Source organism: Proteus sp. FME41 (genome assembly GCF_014897315.1).
In the GTDB taxonomy this organism is placed as follows: domain Bacteria; phylum Pseudomonadota; class Gammaproteobacteria; order Enterobacterales; family Enterobacteriaceae; genus Proteus.
The window spans coordinates 1-21,349 of sequence record NZ_JABUYL010000011.1 but is presented as its reverse complement, the minus strand read 5'-3'; the positions used below and the strand labels follow the sequence as shown (position 1 = coordinate 21,349).

Here is a 21,349-nt window from a genome sequence, read left to right as displayed (position 1 = left end):
TATACCCGAACCTTATTTTCGCTACAAACATTCTTAGTAGTATAAAGTTCTTTTTCATCACGCCACTTATCCGTTTAAACACGAAAAAACAGTAAAAATTCAATAAACTAAACCCGTGAAAATATTTCTTAAGCATTTTAGCTTAATCCTTTCAGCTAAGATATCACTTTTACCGAAGAGATGCTTTATTTTTTTCACGACATTAAGTGTAGCAGGTTTACAGCAAGATCTTTTGCTTATGATCATGCCTTTAATTTTTTTGATATTAGTCACAATTTTAATGTAATTAAATGCAACCGCAATATTTTGGATTAGCTAAAAACAAAAAAACAAAATTACCTTTTATCATTTTGCCTTTTACCTTTTTTTATAAAAAGAGATAAAAAAACAGTGATGTCTTACCTCATTTTTATCGCATTTAATGCCACTCTCGTGGCGATTCGCGAGTCATAATTCACTCAATCGATTGTACTTTAGCTTTCTGCCAGCCGATCTCCATCTCTTTCAATGAAGCATTTTCTATGCTTATACCTTCTTCTGAGAGTGCTTTTTCAACAAAACGAAAGCGTTGTTCAAATTTACGGCAAGCACGATTTAAGGCTTGTTCTGGTTTTTGTTTTAAATGACGCGATAAATTTACAACTGAAAACAGTAAATCCCCCAGTTCATCTTCAATTCGAGAGGCATCTTGAGGCTCTTTTTTTACTTCAGCCATCACTTCATCAATTTCTTCATAAACTTTACCTAAAACAGGCTCAAGCTCATTCCAATCAAAACCAACAGAAGCACATCGCTTTTGAATTTTTTCAGCTTTCATTAAAGCAGGTAATGCGGTAGGAATATCATCTAATAATGAAAACTGTGCTTTTGCTTCACGCTCTTGTGCTTTGAGTTTTTCCCAACGATGTTTTTCTGTTACTAAATTATTGTCACTTTCAGCAGCAAAAATATGAGGATGACGGCGTTCTAACTTATGACTAATAGCCTCACAAACATCATTAAAATCAAATAATTTTTGCTCTTGTGCTATTCGTGAATAAAAAACGACTTGATAAAGCAAATCGCCTAACTCTTCTTTTAAATCAGCAAAGTCTTTACGCGCAATAGCGTCTAGCACTTCATAGGTTTCTTCTAGTGTATAAGGTGCAATAGTGTCAAAAGTCTGCACTTTATCCCACTCACATCCTGTATTGGGATCACGTAACTGCACCATAATTTCTAATAAACGAAAGATTTCACGATTTTCTGACATCATATTGCCTTTTAAATAAGAGTGAGCTTTATCCTGTTTAACATATTTTTAGATAAAAAATGCCGGAACAGTTGTCTCGGCATCTTATCATTTCAAGCTCAAGATCTTAAAAATAACTTTTTTGAAAGAATAATGACATTTTAAATTGAACTATAAATTTGTTATTTAAAAATATACTCCTTGCTATAAATCCACTTTTCAACTCCATATAAATACGTCATTTTTATCCGTATTTATAAACACTAATTTTTATCAAAGGATTAATAAAATGAGTGAAAATATAATTCAATTTAGTTCATTAACTGTAACGCCACATAGTGCTTATATTCCTGAGTATGCTTTTAATAATAATTTTTCATTTAATCAAGCAACAAATATTATTTGCAATACTTTTATGCAGGATAAAAACCAAGAATGCCCTGTTTGTGGAAGAAAAAATTGCGTACAATTTAAAAATGAATGTAAATCTTACTTAAAACAGAAAACCGAATTAGCATTAAAAAAAGCATTAATAATGCAACCTTATGGCCGCTCTTTAATACATAGATCAAACGAGTTTAATAAAAGCTCTCCATTACTATTATTGAATATGAAAGAAAACAACATTCCATTAAATAATGAAAGCATAAGTCATATATTTGAAGCAGATATTAATCTAAGTAGAATGTTTTATCAAAAAATGAACTATATAAATGGTTTTCTTTTTGATATTCATTTTAGCCCTCATCCAGACCCAATGTTACAAAACATAGGTGAAAAATTTGGGGAGTATTCCCGCTGGTTACCCTCAGTACGATTAGCTTTACATGCTTTATATGCAGATAAAGGCGTAGACAATATAAATAACTTTCCTGAGATGCAAAAATATATTAGAGAACAAGATTTTAAATCCGCATGTCAAGATTTCCATAATAATATGACGTTTACACATCGCAATTTCCAAATTGCCGATATTTTAGCTCAACAAGCAAATAAAAAAGAACAAACAAACGATGATTTTAAGCAATTACATAATTCAATAAAATTTACGGCTGATTTTTATAAAGAAGTCTTTAATGCTTATGGTGATAAAGCAAGGAAATTAGCGGAATCTTTAGCCCAACAAACCAGAGGAAAAACCATCCGTAACGTTGATGATGCATTAAAGGCTTACGAAAAACACAAGACAGATATCAATAAGAAAATTAATGCTAAAGATCGTAAAGCTATTGCGACTGCATTGGAATCGATCAAAATCGATGATATAGCTCAAAAATTAAAAAAATTTAGTAAAGGTATGTTTTTTGTGAGTAAAGCCCTTGACGTCAAAGATTTATGGATAGAGTTAATAAAAGCAACAGAAACAGATAATTGGCGTCCATTTTTTGTTAAAGCAGAGACTATATTTGCGGGAATGGCGGCTATATCTGTAGCAGGATTTACATTTAGTGTGCTTCTAGGTGGTCCCATAGGTATATTAGGATATGGATTGCTCATAGCAAGTATTGGAGCATTGATTGATAACGACTTAATTGAAAAAGCCAATAATTTGATTGGTATGTAATTAATACTTTAAAGGTTGTTTATTTAGAAAAACAACCTTTTAACTAACACAAATAATATAAAAATTATTGTAATTGGTATAGATAATAAAAACACGATGAAACTATATAAAGCCAAACCACCAGCTTTACCAGCTGTATCTGAAAATAGTCCTCGATTCCAAAATTCTCTTGTCGTAAATCCTAGAAAGAAACTCTCAACTGCCCATTTAGATACAGGGAAAAATATAGTTCCATAAATATTAATAATTAAATAAATATTTTTATATCTAAATTCATCATTCCAAGAAAGATATAAAAAACACAAACCAATAAACCATCCCCAACACATATTATTAATATAATATTGTTTAGTTACCTTCATATTTATCTGCTAGATCCCTTTTATTTAAAATAATATTTATTTTAAATAAATCCTAGCAATTTAATCGCTAACTAAATATACAGTTTTTCTGATTTTTAGATAAAAAAATGCCGAGAACAGTTATCTCGGCATCTTATCATTTTAATGTTTTAGTGAGAAAAGCGTTTCGCCTCTATCACATCAGGCAACTGATTAAGTTTTGCTAAAATGCGACCTAATACTTGAAGATTATAAATTTCAATATTCATGTCAATTGTCGCAATTTGCTGCTTCACATCACTACGGCTACTAACGCCTAGCACATTAACTTTCTCATTCGCTAAAATAGTCGTGATATCACGTAGTAATCCACTACGATCATTAGCAACAACACGAACCACTAATGAGTAACCACTAGAATAATTTTCACCCCATACCGCATCAACAATACGCTCTGGAGCATGAGAAAGTAGCTCTGCAAGTTGCTCACAGTCTGCTCGGTGAATCGAAATACCACGACCTTTAGTAATAAAGCCGACAATATTGTCGCCCGGAATAGGCTGGCAACAACGTGCAATATGATGCATTAAGTTACCCACTCCTTCGACAACAATACTGCTGCCTGCCCCCGTTGTCCTTGGTGCTGGTGTTTTACTCTCAAGTGTCCGAAGTGCTTCTTTATCTTCATCTTCCGCAGTGGCTTTATTCAATTTACTTTGAATAAAGTTCACTAATTGGTTAATTCTGATATCACCGACACCAATACCTGCTAATACTTCATCAACACTATGCACGTTATAACGTGCGATCAGCAATTTCTCTGCCTCTTTCATGTTGATATCCATATGCGCCAGTTCATTATCTAAAATCTGACGACCCGCAAGGATATTTTTATCGCGATCTTGCTTACGGAACCAATTATGAATTTTCGCACGACCGCGGCTGGTAGTGACATACCCTAAATTAGGGTTTAACCAATCTCGGCTTGGGTTAGGGTGTTTTTGTGTGATAACTTCAATTTGGTCACCCATTTGTAATTGATAGCTAAATGGCACAATACGCCCACCGATTTTCGCGCCAATGCAGCGGTGGCCCACATCACTGTGAATATGATAAGCAAAATCAAGTGGCGTCGAACCCGCTGGCAAATCAACCACATCACCTTTTGGCGTAAAGACATAAACTCTGTCATCAAAAACTTGGCTACGAACTTCATCCAACATTTCGCCAGAATCAGCCATCTCTTCTTGCCATGCAATTAGTTTACGTAACCACGCAATACGGTTTTCATAGCTGCCTGTACCACCTTTCGGCGCAGCTCCTGTTCCACCTTCTTTGTATTTCCAGTGCGCAGCCACGCCCAATTCTGCATCTTCATGCATTTGACGAGTCCGAATTTGAATTTCAACCGTTTTTCCTTCTGGCCCTAAAACAACGGTATGAATGGACTGATAGCCATTTGGCTTAGGATTTGCCACATAATCATCAAACTCATCAGGTAAATGACGGAAATGAGTATGCACAATCCCCAATGCTGCATAGCAGTCTTGAAGGCGCTCAACAACAATACGCACCGCTCTTACATCAAATAACTCATCAAATGCGAGGTTCTTTTTCTTCATTTTTCGCCAGATACTATAGATATGTTTAGGGCGTCCATAGATATCAACTTCTACATTTTCTTCTTTCATATAACCGCGTACCGTACTGACAAAGTTGTCAATGTACTGTTCACGATCAATACGACGCTCATGTAGCAGGCTGGCGATTTTTTTATATTCGTCAGGATGAAGATAGCGGAAACAAAAGTCTTCTAATTCCCATTTTAATTGACCAATACCCAATCGATTGGCTAATGGTGCATAAATATTAAAACACTCTTTGGCCGCCAGTACGCGCTCATCTTCTGTGGCATCTTTCACTTCACGTAAATGGGCAATACGCTCTGAAAGTTTAATCACCACACAACGGAAATCTTCCACCATGGATAACAACATGCGGCGAACATTATCCACCTGAACTGAGCTTGTTTCATTGGTATGCGTCGCTTTTAGTTGGCGTATGGCGTCCATCTCCATTACACCACGCACTAAGCCCCAAATGGCATCACCAAAGTGTTCAGTAATGATTTCCTGATCAATAAGATTTTCTTCAGCGAGAGGGAAAAGAAGTGCAGCCCTCATGCTGTCTTTATCCATGCTCAGTGTCGAAAGAAGCTCAACCATTTCAACACCACGCCACAGTAGCAGCTCGGCATCTTCACGCCCTTGAACTGTACGATGGCAGTATTCCCAGGTTTGCATGATTTCACTACCCGCATTGGCATGAGTTAAGTTCAAGCTATTGACCCATTTATCAACAGCAAACTCTCCTGCAGGCGTTAAGTGAGCACTTCTTACTGCAACCATATTCTCTCCCTACACGGTATAAATCTTATTTGCGACTTATTTACTGGCTAACTGTTTATTTTCGACTAAATTTATTTTCGACTAAACAGTGCCATTGATTCCAGATGACCCGTTTGTGGAAACATATCCAACATTTTTAAACCGGTTAGCTGATATCCAGAATCTAATAATATCTTACTATCTCTGGCTAACGTGGTCGGATTACAGGAGACATACACGATTTTTTCTGCGGATAACTTCACAATATGTGACATTACCTCTAATGCTCCGGCTCTTGCGGGATCTAACAACACTTTATTAAAGCCCTCTTTTGACCACGACATCGCAGAAAAATCAGCCGATAAATCTGCATGCCAAAAATGCGCATTTCCTAGTTGGTTTTGTTCTGCATTTTTTTTCGCCATCGCAACCAGTGCAGGCACGCCTTCTATGCCCACCACTTCGCTAACTCGTTTTGCAATAGGTAAGGTAAAATTTCCCATACCACAAAACAGATCTAACACTCGATCTTCTGGCGATAAATCAAGCCACTCAATGGCTTGAGTAACCATCTTAGGGTTTATTTCATCATTCACTTGAATAAAATCAGTGGGTGCAAAACGTAGATTAAGACCTTCTATTTGATAGAAGGGTTCCTTCTCAATTGAAGTTAATCGTGCTATCTCGCTATTATCACCTGCAAGATACATCGTAACTTGATAAGTTTGAGAGAAATCACGCAAACTCTGCTTATCACACTCAGGCAATGGTGATAAATGACGTAAAATCACCAATGGCCCATTATCCGCAAGCACCATTTCAACATGCCCTAGATCACGCACTGTTGACAATTGCTTGAGACACAACCAAAGAGGGGCTAATAAATCATTTAGCGGTGGTTTTAATACTGGGCATTTTTTTATCATGACCAAGTCATTAGAGCGCTCTTGACGAAAGCCCATAACCAACCCTTTTTCAGGTTGATAGCGCAATCCCAATCTTGCTCTACGACGATAACCATATTCAGCACCTGCAATCACAGGCTCGGCTGAAACCATCACACCTGTTTCACGCTTAATAAGGTGCGATAACACGCCCGCTTTTGTCGTACGCTGTAACGTAATCGGTATATGTTGTTGCTGACAACCACCACAACGCTCGTAATATTCACAATAAGGCATTATGCGCTGTTCACTGGTTGTTAAACGCTTAATAATTTCACCTTTAGCAAACTGGCGTTTTTCTTCTGTTAAACGAATTCGAGCAGTTTCTTGTGGGAGTAGTCCTTTTACAAAAATTGTTTTGCCCTCAGCATGAGCAATACCTTGACCATTTGCATCCAATGCACTGGCGGTCACTTCCAACGTTGTCGCCTGTTTTTTAACAGAGCGTTTTTTAGGGGAATAAAACTGCACCATAGTATTAAATTAAGTATCAATGACGGATTAACAGTGAAATGACATCGTTTTAGAATACGCTGTATGTTTTTCAGCGTTACATGAATGACTATGCATTTCAGAAGAAAACATAGAGAGAGTATAACATCGAACAAGTTATTTACTTAACTGATATAAGCAATATTTTTGTTAAATTGGGAAAACTTTTAATGATAACAACCTAAGACACTCGTTTTATGGATTTTATATTGTTCTATAACTAACAAATATTATATATAACTTTTATATTGAATACATTTACAATTAATAACATTTATTTTCTGGTAATTTAATAAATCTTTATTATCTCTAAGAAAAGTCTAAAAAATATCATCAATCAATAAGATAGCCATTCTATTTATGCTTACAAATTAATCACAAACCATTAATTTTCTATATTCTTCATAAGCATAATGATCGGTCATTCCGCTGATATAATCTTGAATTAATCTTGTGCGATAATAAAACTCTAAGATTTTACCTTTTTCAGTATTTATATCATTTAGCTTTTCTAACATTTCGTTATAAGCCAGTTTATGTTTAACAGAAAGCTTATGATATAAACGCGTCTCAATAACATATTGGGGATGCTCGTTATATTTATGCAATCTTAAAAAATCTTCAGTTGATAATAAAAGCAAGGGCTTATAGATATCTAATAATCCACTGATCACACGATATCCTTTCATTTCAAGCTCTTCGACTTCAGGATGGCTAAATACCCATTTCTTAGCGACACTTTTTAATGTGGTTAGTAAGCGATGTTCCGCACTGTTTCCCTCAAGTAAGGCACAATTAAAATTCCCGTCATACACTTGGGGCAAATTTTTTATAAAACGATACGCCGTATAAGGCACTAATTTACCTGTAATATAAACACGTAAGTACATAAAGAATTGATCTTGCATACTGCGTTTAGCTTCATTTTGATCAACTTTTTTATAAGCGCGATTCACGGTGATATCGAATAAATCACCTTCTGTCACATTACCATTTTCACGCCATGCATCACGTAATAATTGAACTAGGCGATTGATATCAAAAATCCCCTTTTCCACAGCATCATCTAAATCTGCAATGCAATAAGAGATATCGTCAGCCGCTTCCATAATATAAGTCAGAGGAAAGCGACAAAATTCACCCATATTTAATTTTTCTTGGACTTCTTTTACAAAGGCTAATTCAGACCAGTAATAACCGGGTTTCTTCATTAAATAACTATATTCTTTAGGTATGTCACCTTGCCAATAAGCAGGACGAGTGTATTTCAATACACAGCCAATTTGTGCATAGGTTAAATTTAATTTAAGCAGATGGTGTGCCATTCGAATAGCTTGAGCATTGCCTTCAAATTGACATAAATCTTGGCGCAAGGTTTGCCTTAATTCATTTAATTGCATTTTAGCCGAGTACTGCATGGGGATAAACGGGCAACAATCAAACTCAGTAGTCGCCTCTGGCGATAATACTTTTTGAAACCAATGCTTAATTGCGGCTTCACCAAAATGCCCAAAAGGGGGATTACCTATATCGTGCATTAAACACGCCATCTCAATTAAACTTTCAAGACTATCGATACGATCAATTAAGCCATACGTTTCAAGCTTATTTTGTTTTTTTAATTCACCGATAATTTGCTTAGCGATATAACGGCCAATTTGTTGCACTTCAAGTGAATGGGTAAGACGGCTACGGACTGCGGAGTTTTGCTCTAAGGGAAATACTTGTGTTTTTTGTTGTAAACGACGAATAGCAGCAGAGTTAATAATACGTCCACGATCACTTTCAAATTGACGAGAAACCTGTATTTCATCGTTGATATCGATATCACTGCTGTTATATTTGCGTTGGTAATTTAACTTCAGCTTAAAATCGATCATTTCTGTCCTCTTTCTGGTTTCGATGAAACGAATTCTCTATTTTTTGTGTTATATCGTGTTTTTCCGATAGATGCTAAACTCTATTTATTCTTAACCTACAAGTGAGTATGACACAATGAGAGTTGGCGTAATAGGTGCAATGGAGCAAGAAGTCACACTTCTGCGTGATAAAATTGAAGATTGCCAAATCTTATCTCGTGGTGGCTGTGAAATTTATACAGGCACAATCAACGGTGTTGATGTTGCATTATTAAAATCAGGCATTGGTAAAGTTGCAGCGGCAATTGGTACTACTTTATTACTTGAGCATTTTCGCCCTGATGTGGTAATTAATACGGGCTCTGCAGGTGGATTAGATCCCAGATTAAATGTCGGCGATATCGTTATTTCAACCGAAGTACGCTATCACGATGCAGACGTTACTGCATTTGGTTATGAACCAGGTCAAATGGCACAATGTCCTCCTGCATTTATTGCTGACCTCAAACTTGTTCAAATCGCTGAAGAATGTATTGCATCTCTAAAATTAAATGCCGTTCGTGGCTTAATTTGTAGTGGTGATGCATTTATTAATGGTGCAGAACCTTTAGCGCGTATTCGCCACACTTTCCCAGATGTTGCAGCCGTGGAAATGGAATCTACCGCGATTGGCCATGTTTGCCATCAATTCAACACACCATTTGTTGTGGTTCGTGCTATTTCTGATGTCGCTGATAAAGAATCGCACTTAAGTTTTGATGAGTTTTTATCTGTTGCCGCAGAGCAATCAAGCTTAATGGTGACCGCGATGTTGGATAAATTAAACGGCTAATTAAGTCGAGATAATCCTAATATCGCTTTATCAATATCCCACCTTTATTTTTTGTTTATTCTAAGATAAAAAATAGGTGGGTATTTTTTATTATTGGAAAAGTAATGCGTTTATTTATCAATCTTGGATTATTACTCTGTTCATTATTTTGGCTAAACTTTGCTATTGCTACCACGCCTGCTGATCGTGTGATTACGCTATCACCATCAGCCACTGAAATGGCCTATGCCGCAGGTATGGGGGATAATATTGTCGGAGTTAGTGCTTACTCTGATTATCCAGAGAATGCAAAAAGTATTGAACAAGTCGCCAATTGGCAGGGGATTAATATCGAGCGCATTCTATTATTAAAACCTGATTTAGTGATTGCATGGCGAGGTGGTAATCCACAACGCCCCTTAGATCAGTTAAAAGCTTTAGGTATTTCTATTATTTATTCTGATCCACAAAGTATTGAAGAAATCGCAGACGATCTCGTTACTCTTTCCAATTATAGCCATCATCCTGATATTGCATTAAAAAATGCCCAACAATTGCGTCAACAATATCAAGTGTTACAACAGCAATATGCATCAACTATATCGAATCAACCCAAGAAAAAAGTGTTTATTCAATTTGGGATGCAGCCGTTATTTACTACATCAAACAGTACATTACAAAGCCATATTAGTGAACTTTGTGGCGGTGAAAATATCTTCGCTAATAGCCCTGTAGCATGGCCTCAAGTAAGTCGTGAGCAAGTACTCACAAAGCAACCTGATTTGATTATATTCAGTGGTAAAGCAGATCAAATACCTACAGTACAAGCATTTTGGCAACCTCAACTCACTGTACCCGTTATTGCTATTGATGAAGACAGTTTTAGCCGACCTGCACCGCGCATTATAAATGCAGCACAGCAAGTTTGTGAGGCAATAGCAAAAAGTCACTAACTTCTATCATTGATAGATATAAATGAAAAAAATAACTTACTGAGTTGCTAATTTATATTGATTACTCCACCGCCACTAATACACAACCCTTTAAACAACCGCATTGCACTTTATGTCCTTCTAACGCGACGGGAATATTGCTTATTTTCATCATGGTATCCCCTTCGATTATTTTGCCTTTTTGCTGACAAGCAGGGCAATAGACATCATCGCCTAAACAGGCAATTTCATGTGTTTGCTTTGCTAATAAAGAACCGCTTAATACGGTTCCTTTAGTATTGGTAGTATCATTTTTTAAAATGATTTTTCGTCCTTGAATTGTGCTACGCATGTTTAGATTTCTCTTTATTACAAGTATTAATTAATTTCCTAAGGTTATTCCAAACTGCCAAGGAATAAGTTCTGGAAAATCTAATTTTCCGTACCACTTTGGCCGTAATATATCTTGAAAACAACCTAACTCATCAATATATTGAGCTATTATACAGAGATAAGTAATAGCACTTTTGTTTATAGATAAAGGTTGAATATTTTTAATAGCATTGTTAATAAATAGTTTTTTTTCCTTTTGCGATTCTTTAAATCGACAAAGAGGATCTTTAAAAACAAACTTATCAATCTCTTTCTCTAAAGTTGATTGTCCGGTACTAATATAAAAGTAACTATTTTTAACATCCTCAATAAAATAATCAGTATTTTCATTTAGTATGAAATCTTTTTTCAGGTTGATTTTTTCTTGTAGCCAAGATTGGCTCTATTTATTTTTATGAACAATGACATTATCCATATTTATTTCTAATTCTTTATAAAAAAAAGATTTTTTATAAAATTGACCAAAATAAACCATTAATACAGTTTGAAAAACACATAAGTATTGGCTGGTACGATGTTGTTTATCAAAATAGTGATAATTATTTTTTACAACCTCTAATAATGATTTAGGCTTAATATTATAATAATCCAACACTAATTTATGCTCATCTTCAAGAAATTCTATTGCTTCCATATAAAATTCCTGAAGAATGTTGTCCTTAATTATCTGTTTGCTTTTTGCTGTCAGTATCATTTTATAACCAAAGCCTGAGTTTAATTTTAATCAAAACTAAAATAATGTATGAATGACTTTTAGCTCTGGATTTATTTTAATTAAATCATTCGTAATTTGATGATAAATTTCAGGCATAGTCTCTAACCAACCCACCATATCAGGACGATGATCGATAGCCATCGGTGTTTTTAATAATGGATGATCGATTATGGGGGTACTTAAGCCATGGCGAGCACGAAAATTTTTTACTGCTTGATATTCAAAAGGCCAAGCAATGAGTATTTCCATATCAATTTCATAACTGGTTGCACTTTGTTCATTTTCATTATTTCGAAATAATGCTGACCACTGAATATGTTTATCACATAATTCTATCAGCCATGGAATTAGAATTTCGTCATTTTCACAATAGAGGGCTTCTTGGCAAAAGCGTTGGTAGAAAGGATCAATCGGAATACCCGCACTTTCCCAATCAATGGTTTCTTTTTTTTCACTGGCTAACATTTCAATCGCTAATACGCCTAACTTTTGAGGGCGTGTATACATAGGGAGCGAGTTTGCCATTTTACCTGATTGAATATTTTCTATTATTTTATTGTAACAAAGTTGGCTAGACTTAAAATAATTACAAGCAAAATTCATTAATAAGATTTCACCTTGTTCTGCAAGATCAAAAAAATTCTTATCTCTTTCAAATTGATCAAAATAACCTGATATAAAGCATAAATTTTTATGATACAGAAAACGTTCTAGAGAATAAGAAATCTCATTTTTTCTCCTATAAGTTTGAATTATGTAAATAAGGGCAATACCCGATGAATTAAAGTTAATAGTAGATATATAATCAATATACCTATCCTTATTATTTGAATCTAATTCACTAATAATTTCATAAAAGTCTTCATTAATAAGATTATTAATATCAATAATATCACGAATAGTTCCACTGACTATTTTTTCAACATAATTTATCACTCGGTTTGCACGACTCATTTATTTAACTCCTCAAGTATATAGAAAGAATCATATTTTTCATTACTGGAAACATTAAATTTATTATCTACTCCCACAGTCAATTTGAAACCACTAATACTTCCTTTTTTGACATCATTCTCTATTTTATTCAATAGAATTCTTTTCTTTATGTCTAATTTATATTCATTAATCCCATCAAGTATAGAATCTTGGGATAATTGAATATGCTTTCTTAAATTTCGTATATAATCTTTTTGTAAATCACTGGCTGCTCCTCCTGTGGGTGTTGAATTAGCACCAAATTTATCTTTCATCACTGTTTTTATTTCAAAAGTCACCCAATCCGGCGGAGGGGGAGTTGGCTCTATCTTACAAATCAAATCTATTCCTTGTCCTTTTTTATTTTGTAATGCTATCATTTTTTCAGGATCAAAGCTTTTACCATATAAAGGATGAAATACCTCTTTATTATCCTTTATAAGGATTGGCTATTTATTTATAAGCAGTGCCTTTCCACTTCTTGTTTTTAAAAACAATTTATCAAATAAGGTTCCCTTTTTAATTTCATTAATAACGTGGATTTCACCCACATACCCAACAAAGTGAGCCAACTTTAATGATGCGACACCATCATAAAAAAGATTGGACTGTAGTAGCTTATTAAGATCATGATGTGATTTTAAATTAATCTCTATGTGTCCAGTCACTCGATGCGTACTTCCCTTGGGTTTACCTTGAATACGTAAAATACATGAGCCATCCGCTTTAGGACCAAAACAAGTGACAATTGTATCATCAAAATGCGTTTGAAATGTTTTTCCTACCATTTTAAATTGAGTAATATTAACATCACCTAATTTTTTATTTCATCTTTATTTGTGACACTGACATTAATCGAGTGAGTCTCATCATATTTGATAGGTCTTGGCTTATTCGCCATAAATATAATCCTTTATATTTTTATTTATTAATATCCATAATTTGAGGTTCACCCGTAATTGAATTTACAGAAATCGCAGTCCCTAAACTCGTGCTTACTCCACTTGTTATTACTTGAGTTTTGACTTTTTTACCAAAGCACATAAACATATTCATGGCATGATAGGTTGTGACAAAGCCTTTAGTCTCACCTGTTTTTTAGTCAAGATATTTCATTGAGTTTATGTCGCTAATAAAGAACCGCTTAATACGGTTCCTTTGGTATTGGTGGTATCATTTTTTAAAATGATTTTTCGTCCTTGGATTGAGCTACGCATGTTTCAATTTTTAATTTGATTACTTAATTAATGAAATTAGTTTCTTATAATCTGGCTTTCCATCTCTATTTGATTTTTTTGTGCCATCTGGATAAGAATATATTGTACTTATACCTTCATTTTTACGCTCTGCTGGGTATTCAGAGTAAACGGTTATATCGGTATGAATGATGGGTTTCCAGGTGATTTTCTGAGCATCGCGAGATTTATAATAAAGATAAAGCTCTTCGCCATATAACCATAAGCTAATGTTCTTATCATTTTTAAAAGGTGTATCAATCCAAGGAAAATAATCAGATATAATATCAAAATCACCTTTTTTATTAACAGGTTTCTTTCCTATTCGTTGAGGTTGATTATTATCAAAAATGATAATAACACCACTTTCTACTATCTTGTTAATATCTTTATAAAAATTATCATTATGTTTTAATACCATTCTTAACGTGACATTACTTAATTTCCAATCACACTTTCCGCCTCCTCTATAAGGGATCTCCGCACTATATAATGAACTATTACCTTCTTTTTCTAACAAAACCATTTCACTATTAAAACCAGAAACAGTATATATAGGCACTTCATTATTATTATATGTTTTTCGGCAAAGGTTTGAACGATACATAACCTTCATTGGTGAAAGCTCAGCAACATCGGGTACATCAACTGTGATTTTTACTGTTCTACCATTTTCAGGAGGGGAGAATGTCCTGTCTATTTGGGGCGTTAATATATTACAGCCAGTTAAAAGTAAACCCATCACTGCGATAGATAAAAGAAATAGCTTATCGATAACGTATTTATTCATTATTCTATTGCCACTAATACACAACCCGTTAAGCAACCGCATTGCACTTTATGTCCTTCTAACGCGACGGGAATAGTGTTTATTTTCATCATGGTATCCCCTTCTATTATTTTGCCTTTTTGCTGACAAGCAGGGCAATAGACTTCATCGCCTAAACAGGCAATTTCATGTGTTTGCTTTGCTAATAAAGAACCGCTTAATACGGTTCCTTTAGTATTGGTGGTATCATTTTTTAAAATGATTTTTCGTCCTTGGATTGTGCTACGCATTTTTTACTTTCTTTTTATCGATTTCAGCTAAAATACGACTTACTTGTTGCTCAAAATCAGCAGGGAGTGGGTTTTTATTAAACCAAAATAGCGGTTTTCTTCGACTATAATTAGTCTGGCTAATTGCATCTCGACCATCTTTCATGAACGTATTAATAAAAGTCACAAAATGCTTATTTTCAGCCGTTCTACTCACTAAAAGACCGGTTGAGTATGAAATATTGGGTTTAAAATAGCCTTCTATTAATTGTCCTGTTTTTTTATCAAGACAATAAAGTTTTAAGAACATTAATGTACCTGCATAACCAAATTCAGCATCACAATAACGTGTCACTAATAACTGTCTGGAATTCCAGACATAAAGAATTTGCCGTTTTCTATCTACTTTTAATACCACCCAAGGCATATAAAAAATAATTAGCCCCATTAATATCATTCCAATTAATGGCATAGAAAATAATGCGATATCTTGATAGATGGAATTTTTAGTTCCTTGATAAAAATCACCAGAATAATACGCTTTTAGGTAATCCCAATAAGTAACTTTTTGGTTAAAATATGGCTTGTATGCATCATATATTTCTTTCCAACTATTGCTAACTACAGAATATTCTTTATCATAATCTTTCTCATATATTTTCACACTTTCTTCAAATCTTATTGTTCCATAATAAATTCGTTCACATTTATCATGTAATAAGTAAATAAAACTAAAAAAAAGCACAATAAAAATAGGAATAGCTATATTCTTGATAAGATTTCTATTAGGTGAATCAATTTCACATTTATCTTCAGTCAATTCGTTTAAAAACTCAAAGTCTTTTAACTTAACATTTGAATTATAATTATCATTATCTTCCTTAAAAAGATTCATTTCTATTTTATGAGGATGATTTGTACCACTAAATAAACTTGCCATTATCTTTCCATAAAAATGATTAATTACTCAATAGCCACCAATACACAACCCTTTAAACAGCCGCATTGCACTTTATGCCCTTCTAACGCGACAGGGATATTGTTTATTTTCATCATGGTATCTCCCTCAATTATCTTGCCTTTTTGCTGACAAGCAGGGCAATAAACTTCATCGCCTAAACAGGCAATTTCATGAGTTTGCTTTGCTAGTAAAGAACCGCTTAATACGGTTCCTTTAGTATTGGTGGTATCATTTTTTAAAATGATTTTTCGTCCTTGAATTGTGCTACGCATGTTTATATATCCTTTTATAAATTATTAACAGCAAACTTAGCTAAAAAATCTAAATAGAATGCTTAATTGCTTCCGATAATTTATCTTCTATTTCTTTACAAGGTGGCAGCTCTTTATCAACCAAAACAACTTGTTGTTCTATTTGTTTATCAAGATCTTTGGGAATAGGCGCTTCTCTAAAAATAGAATATTTTTTTCTTGTGTACTTACCTTCAATCAAAGGTGCTAATCCATAAAATAAATATTTGGTGATATATCCTAATCCCCATGCTTTATCATTACTACTTCCACCGCCTAAAAAACTAAACATCGTTAAGTTTGGATAATATTTATGTTCTATCAACTTATTAGTTTCATCAACTCGATATAAAATAAGTGCTAATGTTGGTTTCATATCTGAAAAATTGATTTGAGAATATTTAGCAACATAAACATTCATTTTCATATCCCAAGTATAAAATAATTGTTTTTCTCGGTCACATATTAGATAAGGTCGATTTCTTGCAATAAATCCAAAATAGATCATTGGTAATGAACATAATAGAGGGGCTAAAGATAAGAATAATTCAAGAGCAATACTTTTTTTGTATAGAAAGTCATTGTTATAGTAATTATAATGCCAAAAATCAAAAAAAGAGAGGTGGCCATTTTTTATATAAATATCTTCATAAGACTCTTTTATTTCTCTTTTTTTTGAAATAAAAAACTGCTCGCTTATTAAACTTCTTTTATATTCTAAACTATTTAGAAATCTTTTTTCAGTTTGCTTCCAAGGATCAATATAAATTGTTTTAACGCCATAGCTGAAAGCCCAAAGTAAACCGATAACAAAAGGGATCGCTAACATAGTCCTGCCATTAGAAAAAGCATGGCGTATGACTAATCGTAAATTATCTATTTTTTCCACAAAATCAAGCGCACCAGCTTGATATTGAGTCATTTTTGATGTTTCTGTTTGTAATAGTGATTCACAGTGATCACTGAGTTTGTGTTTTTGTTCCATCGTGGATATCAATCTATATTAATTATCAATAAAGAACCGCTTAATACGGTTCCTTTTGTATTGTTGGTATCATTTTTTAATATAATTTTTCGTCCTTGAATTGTGCTACATATTTTTCTATTTTTAATTTTAAAAATTATTCTTTAATTAAGGAAAGTAATTTTTTATAATCTGGCTTTCCATCTCTATTTGATTTTTTTGTGCCATCTGGATAAGAATATATTGTACTTATGCCTTCAGTTCTACGCTCTGCTGGGTATTCAGAGTAAACGGTTATATCGGTATGAATGATGGGTTTCCAGGTGATTTTCTGAGCATCGCGAGATTTATAATAAAGATAAAGCTCTTCGCCATATAACCATAAGCTAATGTTCTTATCATTTTTAAAAGGTGTATCAATCCAAGGAAAATAATCAGATATAATATCAAAATCACCTTTTTTATTAACAGGTTTCTTTCCTATTCGTTGAGGTTGATTATTATCAAAAATGATAATAACACCACTTCCTACTATCTTGTTAATATCTTTATAAAAATTATCATTATGTTTTAATGCCATTCTTAACGTGACATTACTTAATTGCCAATCACATTTCCCACCTCCTCTATAAGGGATTTCTGCACTATATAATGAGCTATTACCTTCTTTTCCTAACAAAACTATCTCACTATTAAAACCAGAAACAGTATATGTAGGCACTTCATTATTATTATATGTTTTTCGGCAAAGATTTGAACGGTACATAACCTTCATCGGTGAAAGCTCAGCGACATCGGGTACGTCGACGATAATTTTTACTGTTCTACCATTTTCAGGAGGGGAGAATGTCCTGTCTATTTGGGGCGTTAATATATTGCATCCAGTTAAAAGTAAACCCATCACCGCGATAGATAAAAGAAATAGCTTATCGATAACGTATTTATTCATTATTCTATTGCCACTAATACACAGCCATTTAAACAACCGCATTGCACTTTATGCCCCTCTAACGCGACGGGAGTATTGTTTATTTTCATCATAGTATCCCCCTCGATTATTTTGCCTTTTTGCTGACAAGCAGGGCAATAGACTTCATCACCTAAACAGGCAATTTCATGTGTTTGCTTTGCTAATAAAGAACCGCTTAATACGGTTCCTTTAGTATTGGTGGTATCATTTTTTAAAATGATTTTTCGTCCTTGGATTGTGCTACGCATTTTTTACTTTCTTTTTATCGATTTCAGCTAAAATACGACTTACTTGTTGCTCAAAATCAGCAGGGAGTGGGTTTTTACCAAAATAAAGTTTGGGTTTCTTACGATAATAATTAGTTGAAATGAGTGCATCACGACCTTCACGCATATAAGTATTTATAAAATTCATAAAACGTAAATCGTGATATTCCGTACTCGTGCCATAAACGGACAATACATAAACATTCGGGAAAAAAAGTTCTGTAATCAGTTGTTGTTTTTTATCATCAAAACCAAATAATTGAAGCGCAAGAGACTGCCGAATTTTTCCCACGCCGATTTCAGGGTATCGAGCCACATAAACTTTATTATGATGCCATGTATAGACAAGATTTAACTCACGATTAAAAACTAAAGAACGTGGTTTTAAAAAGAAAGATTGATATGCCCCAACAACAATAGCAAGAAAAGCAGGAATTAACATAAAGGAAAAAAAGAATAAATCCATATAAGGCTCATTTGTAACGTAGCCATTAAAATAATTTAAAAAATAATCGAATAGAGTGAAATCCTTATAATGGAAAAAAGGTGCATAATAATCAATAACAAAAGATGGAACTTTATATATCTGTTCTGGATCTTCAAATAGTTCTTTATATTCTGAGCTATAAGATAATAATCGACTTTTGAAAGTAGTATATCCGCTGCCTATAGTGGTAATAAAAAAATGAAAAACTATAGTGAATACAGCTAATCCTGAAAGAAATCCCGGAAAAGAAAATCCATCTCGTCGTCTTAAATCAGTATTAATTAATCTACATTGTCTTTCTTCTACTATATCCAAGAAATCTAATTCAGTCATGGGTAAATCTTCATTATAACGCTCACCTTGTTCTCCTAATGGTACAGGTTTTAAACGGTGTGCTTTTTTTTCTGGGTTAAGTAATATACTCATCTGAAATCCTTATCTAAATATTCCAAACCATCCAATACAATGTGACTTTAAAAAATATTTAATATCGTTATTTTTATATTAGTGGTATTATTTTTTAAAATGATTTTTCGTCCTTGGATTGTGCTACGCATGTTTCAAATTTTAATTTGATTACTTAATTAATGAAATTAGTTTCTTATAGTCTGGCTTTCCATCTCTATTTGATTTTTTTGTGTTATCTGGATAAGAATATATTGTACTTATACCTTCAGTTTTACGCTCTGCTGGATATTCAGAGTAAACGACTATATCGGTATGAATGATGGGTTTTCAGGTGATTTTTTGAGCATTGCGAGATTTATAATAAAGATAAAGCTCTTCGCCATATAACCATAAGCTAATGTTCTTATCATTTTTAAAAGGTGTATCAATCCAAGGAAAATAATCAGATATAATATCAAAATCACCTTTTTTATTAACAGGTTTCTTTCCTATTCGTTGAGGTTGATTATTATCAAAAATGATAATAACACCACTTCCTACAATCTTGTTAATATCCTTATAAAAATTATCATTATGTTTTAATACCATTTTCAACGTGACATTACTTAATTGCCAATCACATTTCCCACCTCCTCTATAAGGGATTACTGCACTATATAATGAACTATTACCTTCTTTTTCTAACAAAACCATTTCACTATTAAAACCAGAAACAGTATATGTAGGCACTTCATTATTATTATATGTTTTTCGGCAAAGGTTTGAACGATACATAACCTTCATTGGTGAAAGCTCAGCGACATCGGGTACGCCGACGGTAATTTTTACTGTTCTACCATTTTCAGGAGGGGAAAATGTTCTATCTATTTTTTGGGGTAATATATTGCACCCAGTTAAAAATAAACTTATAACAGAAATATAGAAAAAAAATAGTTTATTGACAGCATATCTACTCATTATTCTATCGCCACCAATACACAACCCTTTAAACAGCCGCATTGCACTTTATGTCCTTCTAACGCGACGGGAATAGTGTTTATTTTCATCATGGTATCTCCCTCAATAATTTTGCCTTTTTGCTGACAAGCAGGGCAATAGACGTCATAGCGTAAACAGGCAATTTTATGAATTTCTTCATGATAAATCTTTATCCTCTAATACAACGATAATGCGCTAATTATAATTAATAAAAAAACATTCAATATGTTTAGCTAAGTTAATTAAATCATTATACGCAACTGGACCGAATTGAGGCATAATTTCCGATATATATGAATCTATAGGAATATTTATTTTATTTGTTTTTTTCATACCTTCTTTCATATCATGAACATATTTTGTTAAAATACAATGATTTAAACCATCTCTATATTCTCTTTTCGTTGAAGTTAAAACCCATTCGACATCACCTTGATAACTATTTATTGCTTGCTTTAGCATATTTATAACTTTTAAATTCTCATTTTTAAATCTAAAGCTAGTAAATGGAGGATATGATGAATGATCTACTTTTTTTAATTGATTATCTATTAATGTGTATGGATAACGCTGTTGATACTTTTTCCATTCAAGCTCATCCAGCTTAGATATGAAATTTAATAATATTGAACCATCATTAATATCCATTATTTTAATCCTTTATATTTATCTGAAATAATAATTCCATCTGGGTTAATACCTTTTATGTGTTGTTCCCAGTCACCCTTTGGTATTGGATTAATAGTAACTCTAGGATCATAAACATATTTTCCGTCTGTGTATACTTGATGAAACTCCATATTTCGTTCAATGATACCACTTTCATACACATTTAAATTACCTCGTAATCTTGGTCTAGCTTCAAGAATATATCCATTTCCTTCACCCATATTCAATAAGCTGGCCGCTATATCTGAGCAATCTGTTGAATGGGTATCATTGGCCCAATTCTGAAATTTAGGTTCTTTCATTTTATCAATAATAATCTGACTTGGAGGGTAATCAACATTAATATCTCTCATAGGCCGAGACATTCCTTTAAATTCCTCACTTAAATACACATAAATTGCAGGTACATTTGCAATTGGAGTAATAAAAATAAAATCTC

At 33.4% G+C, this 21,349-nt stretch carries 24 protein-coding genes and 1 pseudogene; 3 read left to right on the top strand and 22 right to left on the bottom strand.

Going from position 1 to position 21,349, the window contains the following annotated elements; translation table 11 throughout:
* Positions 1-454 precede the first annotated feature (454 nt).
* A complete protein-coding gene (gene mazG / locus INT04_RS11360) occupies positions 455-1,252 on the bottom strand; it encodes a nucleoside triphosphate pyrophosphohydrolase (protein ID WP_193016247.1) in 798 nt (265 codons plus the stop codon).
* Positions 1,253-1,520: 268 nt separating this feature from the next.
* Between mazG and INT04_RS11355 the strand changes: the two genes are divergently transcribed.
* Positions 1,521-2,795 carry a colicin-like pore-forming protein gene (locus INT04_RS11355; RefSeq protein WP_226894081.1) on the top strand — a complete coding sequence of 425 codons (1,275 nt, stop codon included), beginning with the start codon at positions 1,521-1,523 and terminating at the stop codon, positions 2,793-2,795.
* 23 nt (positions 2,796-2,818) lie between these two features.
* Here the strand turns inward: INT04_RS11355 and INT04_RS11350 are convergent, their stop codons facing one another.
* The 4 genes from INT04_RS11350 to dgt form a co-directional block, all read right to left on the bottom strand.
* On the bottom strand, positions 2,819-3,157 hold the full coding sequence (locus INT04_RS11350) for a colicin E1 family microcin immunity protein (protein ID WP_193016246.1): 339 nt from the start codon (positions 3,155-3,157) through the stop codon (positions 2,819-2,821).
* Between the two features lie 149 nt (positions 3,158-3,306).
* Positions 3,307-5,544, bottom strand: coding sequence for a GTP diphosphokinase (relA, locus tag INT04_RS11345; protein ID WP_193016245.1), 2,238 nt, complete (start codon positions 5,542-5,544; stop codon positions 3,307-3,309).
* Positions 5,545-5,615: 71 nt separating this feature from the next.
* The gene (gene rlmD / locus INT04_RS11340) at positions 5,616-6,941 is read right to left on the bottom strand and encodes a 23S rRNA (uracil(1939)-C(5))-methyltransferase RlmD (protein ID WP_193016244.1); all 1,326 of its coding nucleotides are present in this window, start codon (positions 6,939-6,941) and stop codon (positions 5,616-5,618) included.
* 389 nt (positions 6,942-7,330) lie between these two features.
* Positions 7,331-8,839 (bottom strand): dGTPase, encoded by a 1,509-nt coding sequence (gene dgt / locus INT04_RS11335; protein ID WP_193016243.1) that lies wholly within the window; start codon positions 8,837-8,839, stop codon positions 7,331-7,333.
* A 115-nt stretch (positions 8,840-8,954) separates the two neighbouring features.
* Here dgt and mtnN point away from each other — a divergent pair, with 115 nt between their 5' ends.
* A complete protein-coding gene (gene mtnN, locus INT04_RS11330) occupies positions 8,955-9,650 on the top strand; it encodes a 5'-methylthioadenosine/S-adenosylhomocysteine nucleosidase (protein WP_193016242.1) in 696 nt (231 codons plus the stop codon).
* A 104-nt stretch (positions 9,651-9,754) separates the two neighbouring features.
* Positions 9,755-10,582, top strand: a complete 828-nt coding sequence (gene btuF / locus INT04_RS11325) for a vitamin B12 ABC transporter substrate-binding protein BtuF (protein ID WP_193016241.1) — start codon at positions 9,755-9,757, stop codon at positions 10,580-10,582.
* A 61-nt stretch (positions 10,583-10,643) separates the two neighbouring features.
* Here btuF and INT04_RS11320 read toward each other — a convergent pair whose 3' ends face one another.
* The 17 genes and pseudogenes from INT04_RS11320 to INT04_RS11240 form a co-directional block, all read right to left on the bottom strand.
* Positions 10,644-10,913: a PAAR domain-containing protein gene (locus INT04_RS11320; protein WP_193016240.1), complete on the bottom strand. Its 270-nt coding sequence runs from the start codon at positions 10,911-10,913 to the stop codon at positions 10,644-10,646.
* Between the two features lie 423 nt (positions 10,914-11,336).
* Positions 11,337-11,588 carry a hypothetical protein gene (locus tag INT04_RS11315; RefSeq protein ID WP_193016239.1) on the bottom strand — a complete coding sequence of 84 codons (252 nt, stop codon included), beginning with the start codon at positions 11,586-11,588 and terminating at the stop codon, positions 11,337-11,339.
* Positions 11,589-11,684: 96 nt separating this feature from the next.
* The gene (locus tag INT04_RS11310) at positions 11,685-12,623 is read right to left on the bottom strand and encodes a hypothetical protein (protein ID WP_193016238.1); all 939 of its coding nucleotides are present in this window, start codon (positions 12,621-12,623) and stop codon (positions 11,685-11,687) included.
* On the bottom strand, positions 12,620-13,024 hold the full coding sequence (locus INT04_RS11305) for a hypothetical protein (protein WP_193016237.1): 405 nt from the start codon (positions 13,022-13,024) through the stop codon (positions 12,620-12,622). The genes INT04_RS11310 and INT04_RS11305 overlap by 4 nt, the downstream gene beginning before the upstream one ends.
* A 69-nt stretch (positions 13,025-13,093) precedes the next feature.
* Positions 13,094-13,432: a hypothetical protein gene (locus INT04_RS11300; RefSeq protein WP_193016236.1), complete on the bottom strand. Its 339-nt coding sequence runs from the start codon at positions 13,430-13,432 to the stop codon at positions 13,094-13,096.
* Between the two features lie 448 nt (positions 13,433-13,880).
* Complete coding sequence (locus tag INT04_RS11295; RefSeq protein WP_193016235.1) at positions 13,881-14,669, bottom strand: hypothetical protein; 789 nt, start codon at positions 14,667-14,669, stop codon at positions 13,881-13,883.
* Positions 14,669-14,938, bottom strand: a complete 270-nt coding sequence (locus tag INT04_RS11290; protein WP_193016234.1) for a PAAR domain-containing protein — start codon at positions 14,936-14,938, stop codon at positions 14,669-14,671. Before INT04_RS11290 ends, INT04_RS11295 begins: the two co-directional genes overlap by 1 nt.
* Positions 14,931-15,857 carry a hypothetical protein gene (locus INT04_RS11285; protein WP_193016233.1) on the bottom strand — a complete coding sequence of 309 codons (927 nt, stop codon included), beginning with the start codon at positions 15,855-15,857 and terminating at the stop codon, positions 14,931-14,933. Before INT04_RS11285 ends, INT04_RS11290 begins: the two co-directional genes overlap by 8 nt.
* A 23-nt stretch (positions 15,858-15,880) precedes the next feature.
* Complete coding sequence (locus tag INT04_RS11280; RefSeq protein WP_088493597.1) at positions 15,881-16,150, bottom strand: PAAR domain-containing protein; 270 nt, start codon at positions 16,148-16,150, stop codon at positions 15,881-15,883.
* Between the two features lie 49 nt (positions 16,151-16,199).
* On the bottom strand, positions 16,200-17,153 hold the full coding sequence (locus INT04_RS11275; RefSeq protein ID WP_193016232.1) for a hypothetical protein: 954 nt from the start codon (positions 17,151-17,153) through the stop codon (positions 16,200-16,202).
* 136 nt (positions 17,154-17,289) lie between these two features.
* Positions 17,290-18,081 (bottom strand): hypothetical protein, encoded by a 792-nt coding sequence (locus INT04_RS11270; RefSeq protein WP_193016231.1) that lies wholly within the window; start codon positions 18,079-18,081, stop codon positions 17,290-17,292.
* Positions 18,081-18,350, bottom strand: a complete 270-nt coding sequence (locus INT04_RS11265) for a PAAR domain-containing protein (protein WP_193016230.1) — start codon at positions 18,348-18,350, stop codon at positions 18,081-18,083. Before INT04_RS11265 ends, INT04_RS11270 begins: the two co-directional genes overlap by 1 nt.
* A complete protein-coding gene (locus INT04_RS11260; protein WP_193016229.1) occupies positions 18,343-19,281 on the bottom strand; it encodes a hypothetical protein in 939 nt (312 codons plus the stop codon). Before INT04_RS11260 ends, INT04_RS11265 begins: the two co-directional genes overlap by 8 nt.
* A 309-nt stretch (positions 19,282-19,590) precedes the next feature.
* A complete protein-coding gene (locus tag INT04_RS11255; RefSeq protein ID WP_193016228.1) occupies positions 19,591-20,220 on the bottom strand; it encodes a hypothetical protein in 630 nt (209 codons plus the stop codon).
* Positions 20,220-20,384 carry a PAAR domain-containing protein gene (locus tag INT04_RS11250; protein WP_319022969.1) on the bottom strand — a complete coding sequence of 55 codons (165 nt, stop codon included), beginning with the start codon at positions 20,382-20,384 and terminating at the stop codon, positions 20,220-20,222. The genes INT04_RS11255 and INT04_RS11250 overlap by 1 nt, the downstream gene beginning before the upstream one ends.
* Before the next feature lie 52 nt (positions 20,385-20,436).
* Positions 20,437-20,889, bottom strand: coding sequence for a hypothetical protein (locus tag INT04_RS11245; RefSeq protein ID WP_193016227.1), 453 nt, complete (start codon positions 20,887-20,889; stop codon positions 20,437-20,439).
* Positions 20,889-21,349, bottom strand: a pseudogene (locus INT04_RS11240) (adhesin); the annotation flags it as partial. The pseudogene INT04_RS11240 and the gene INT04_RS11245, both read right to left, overlap by 1 nt.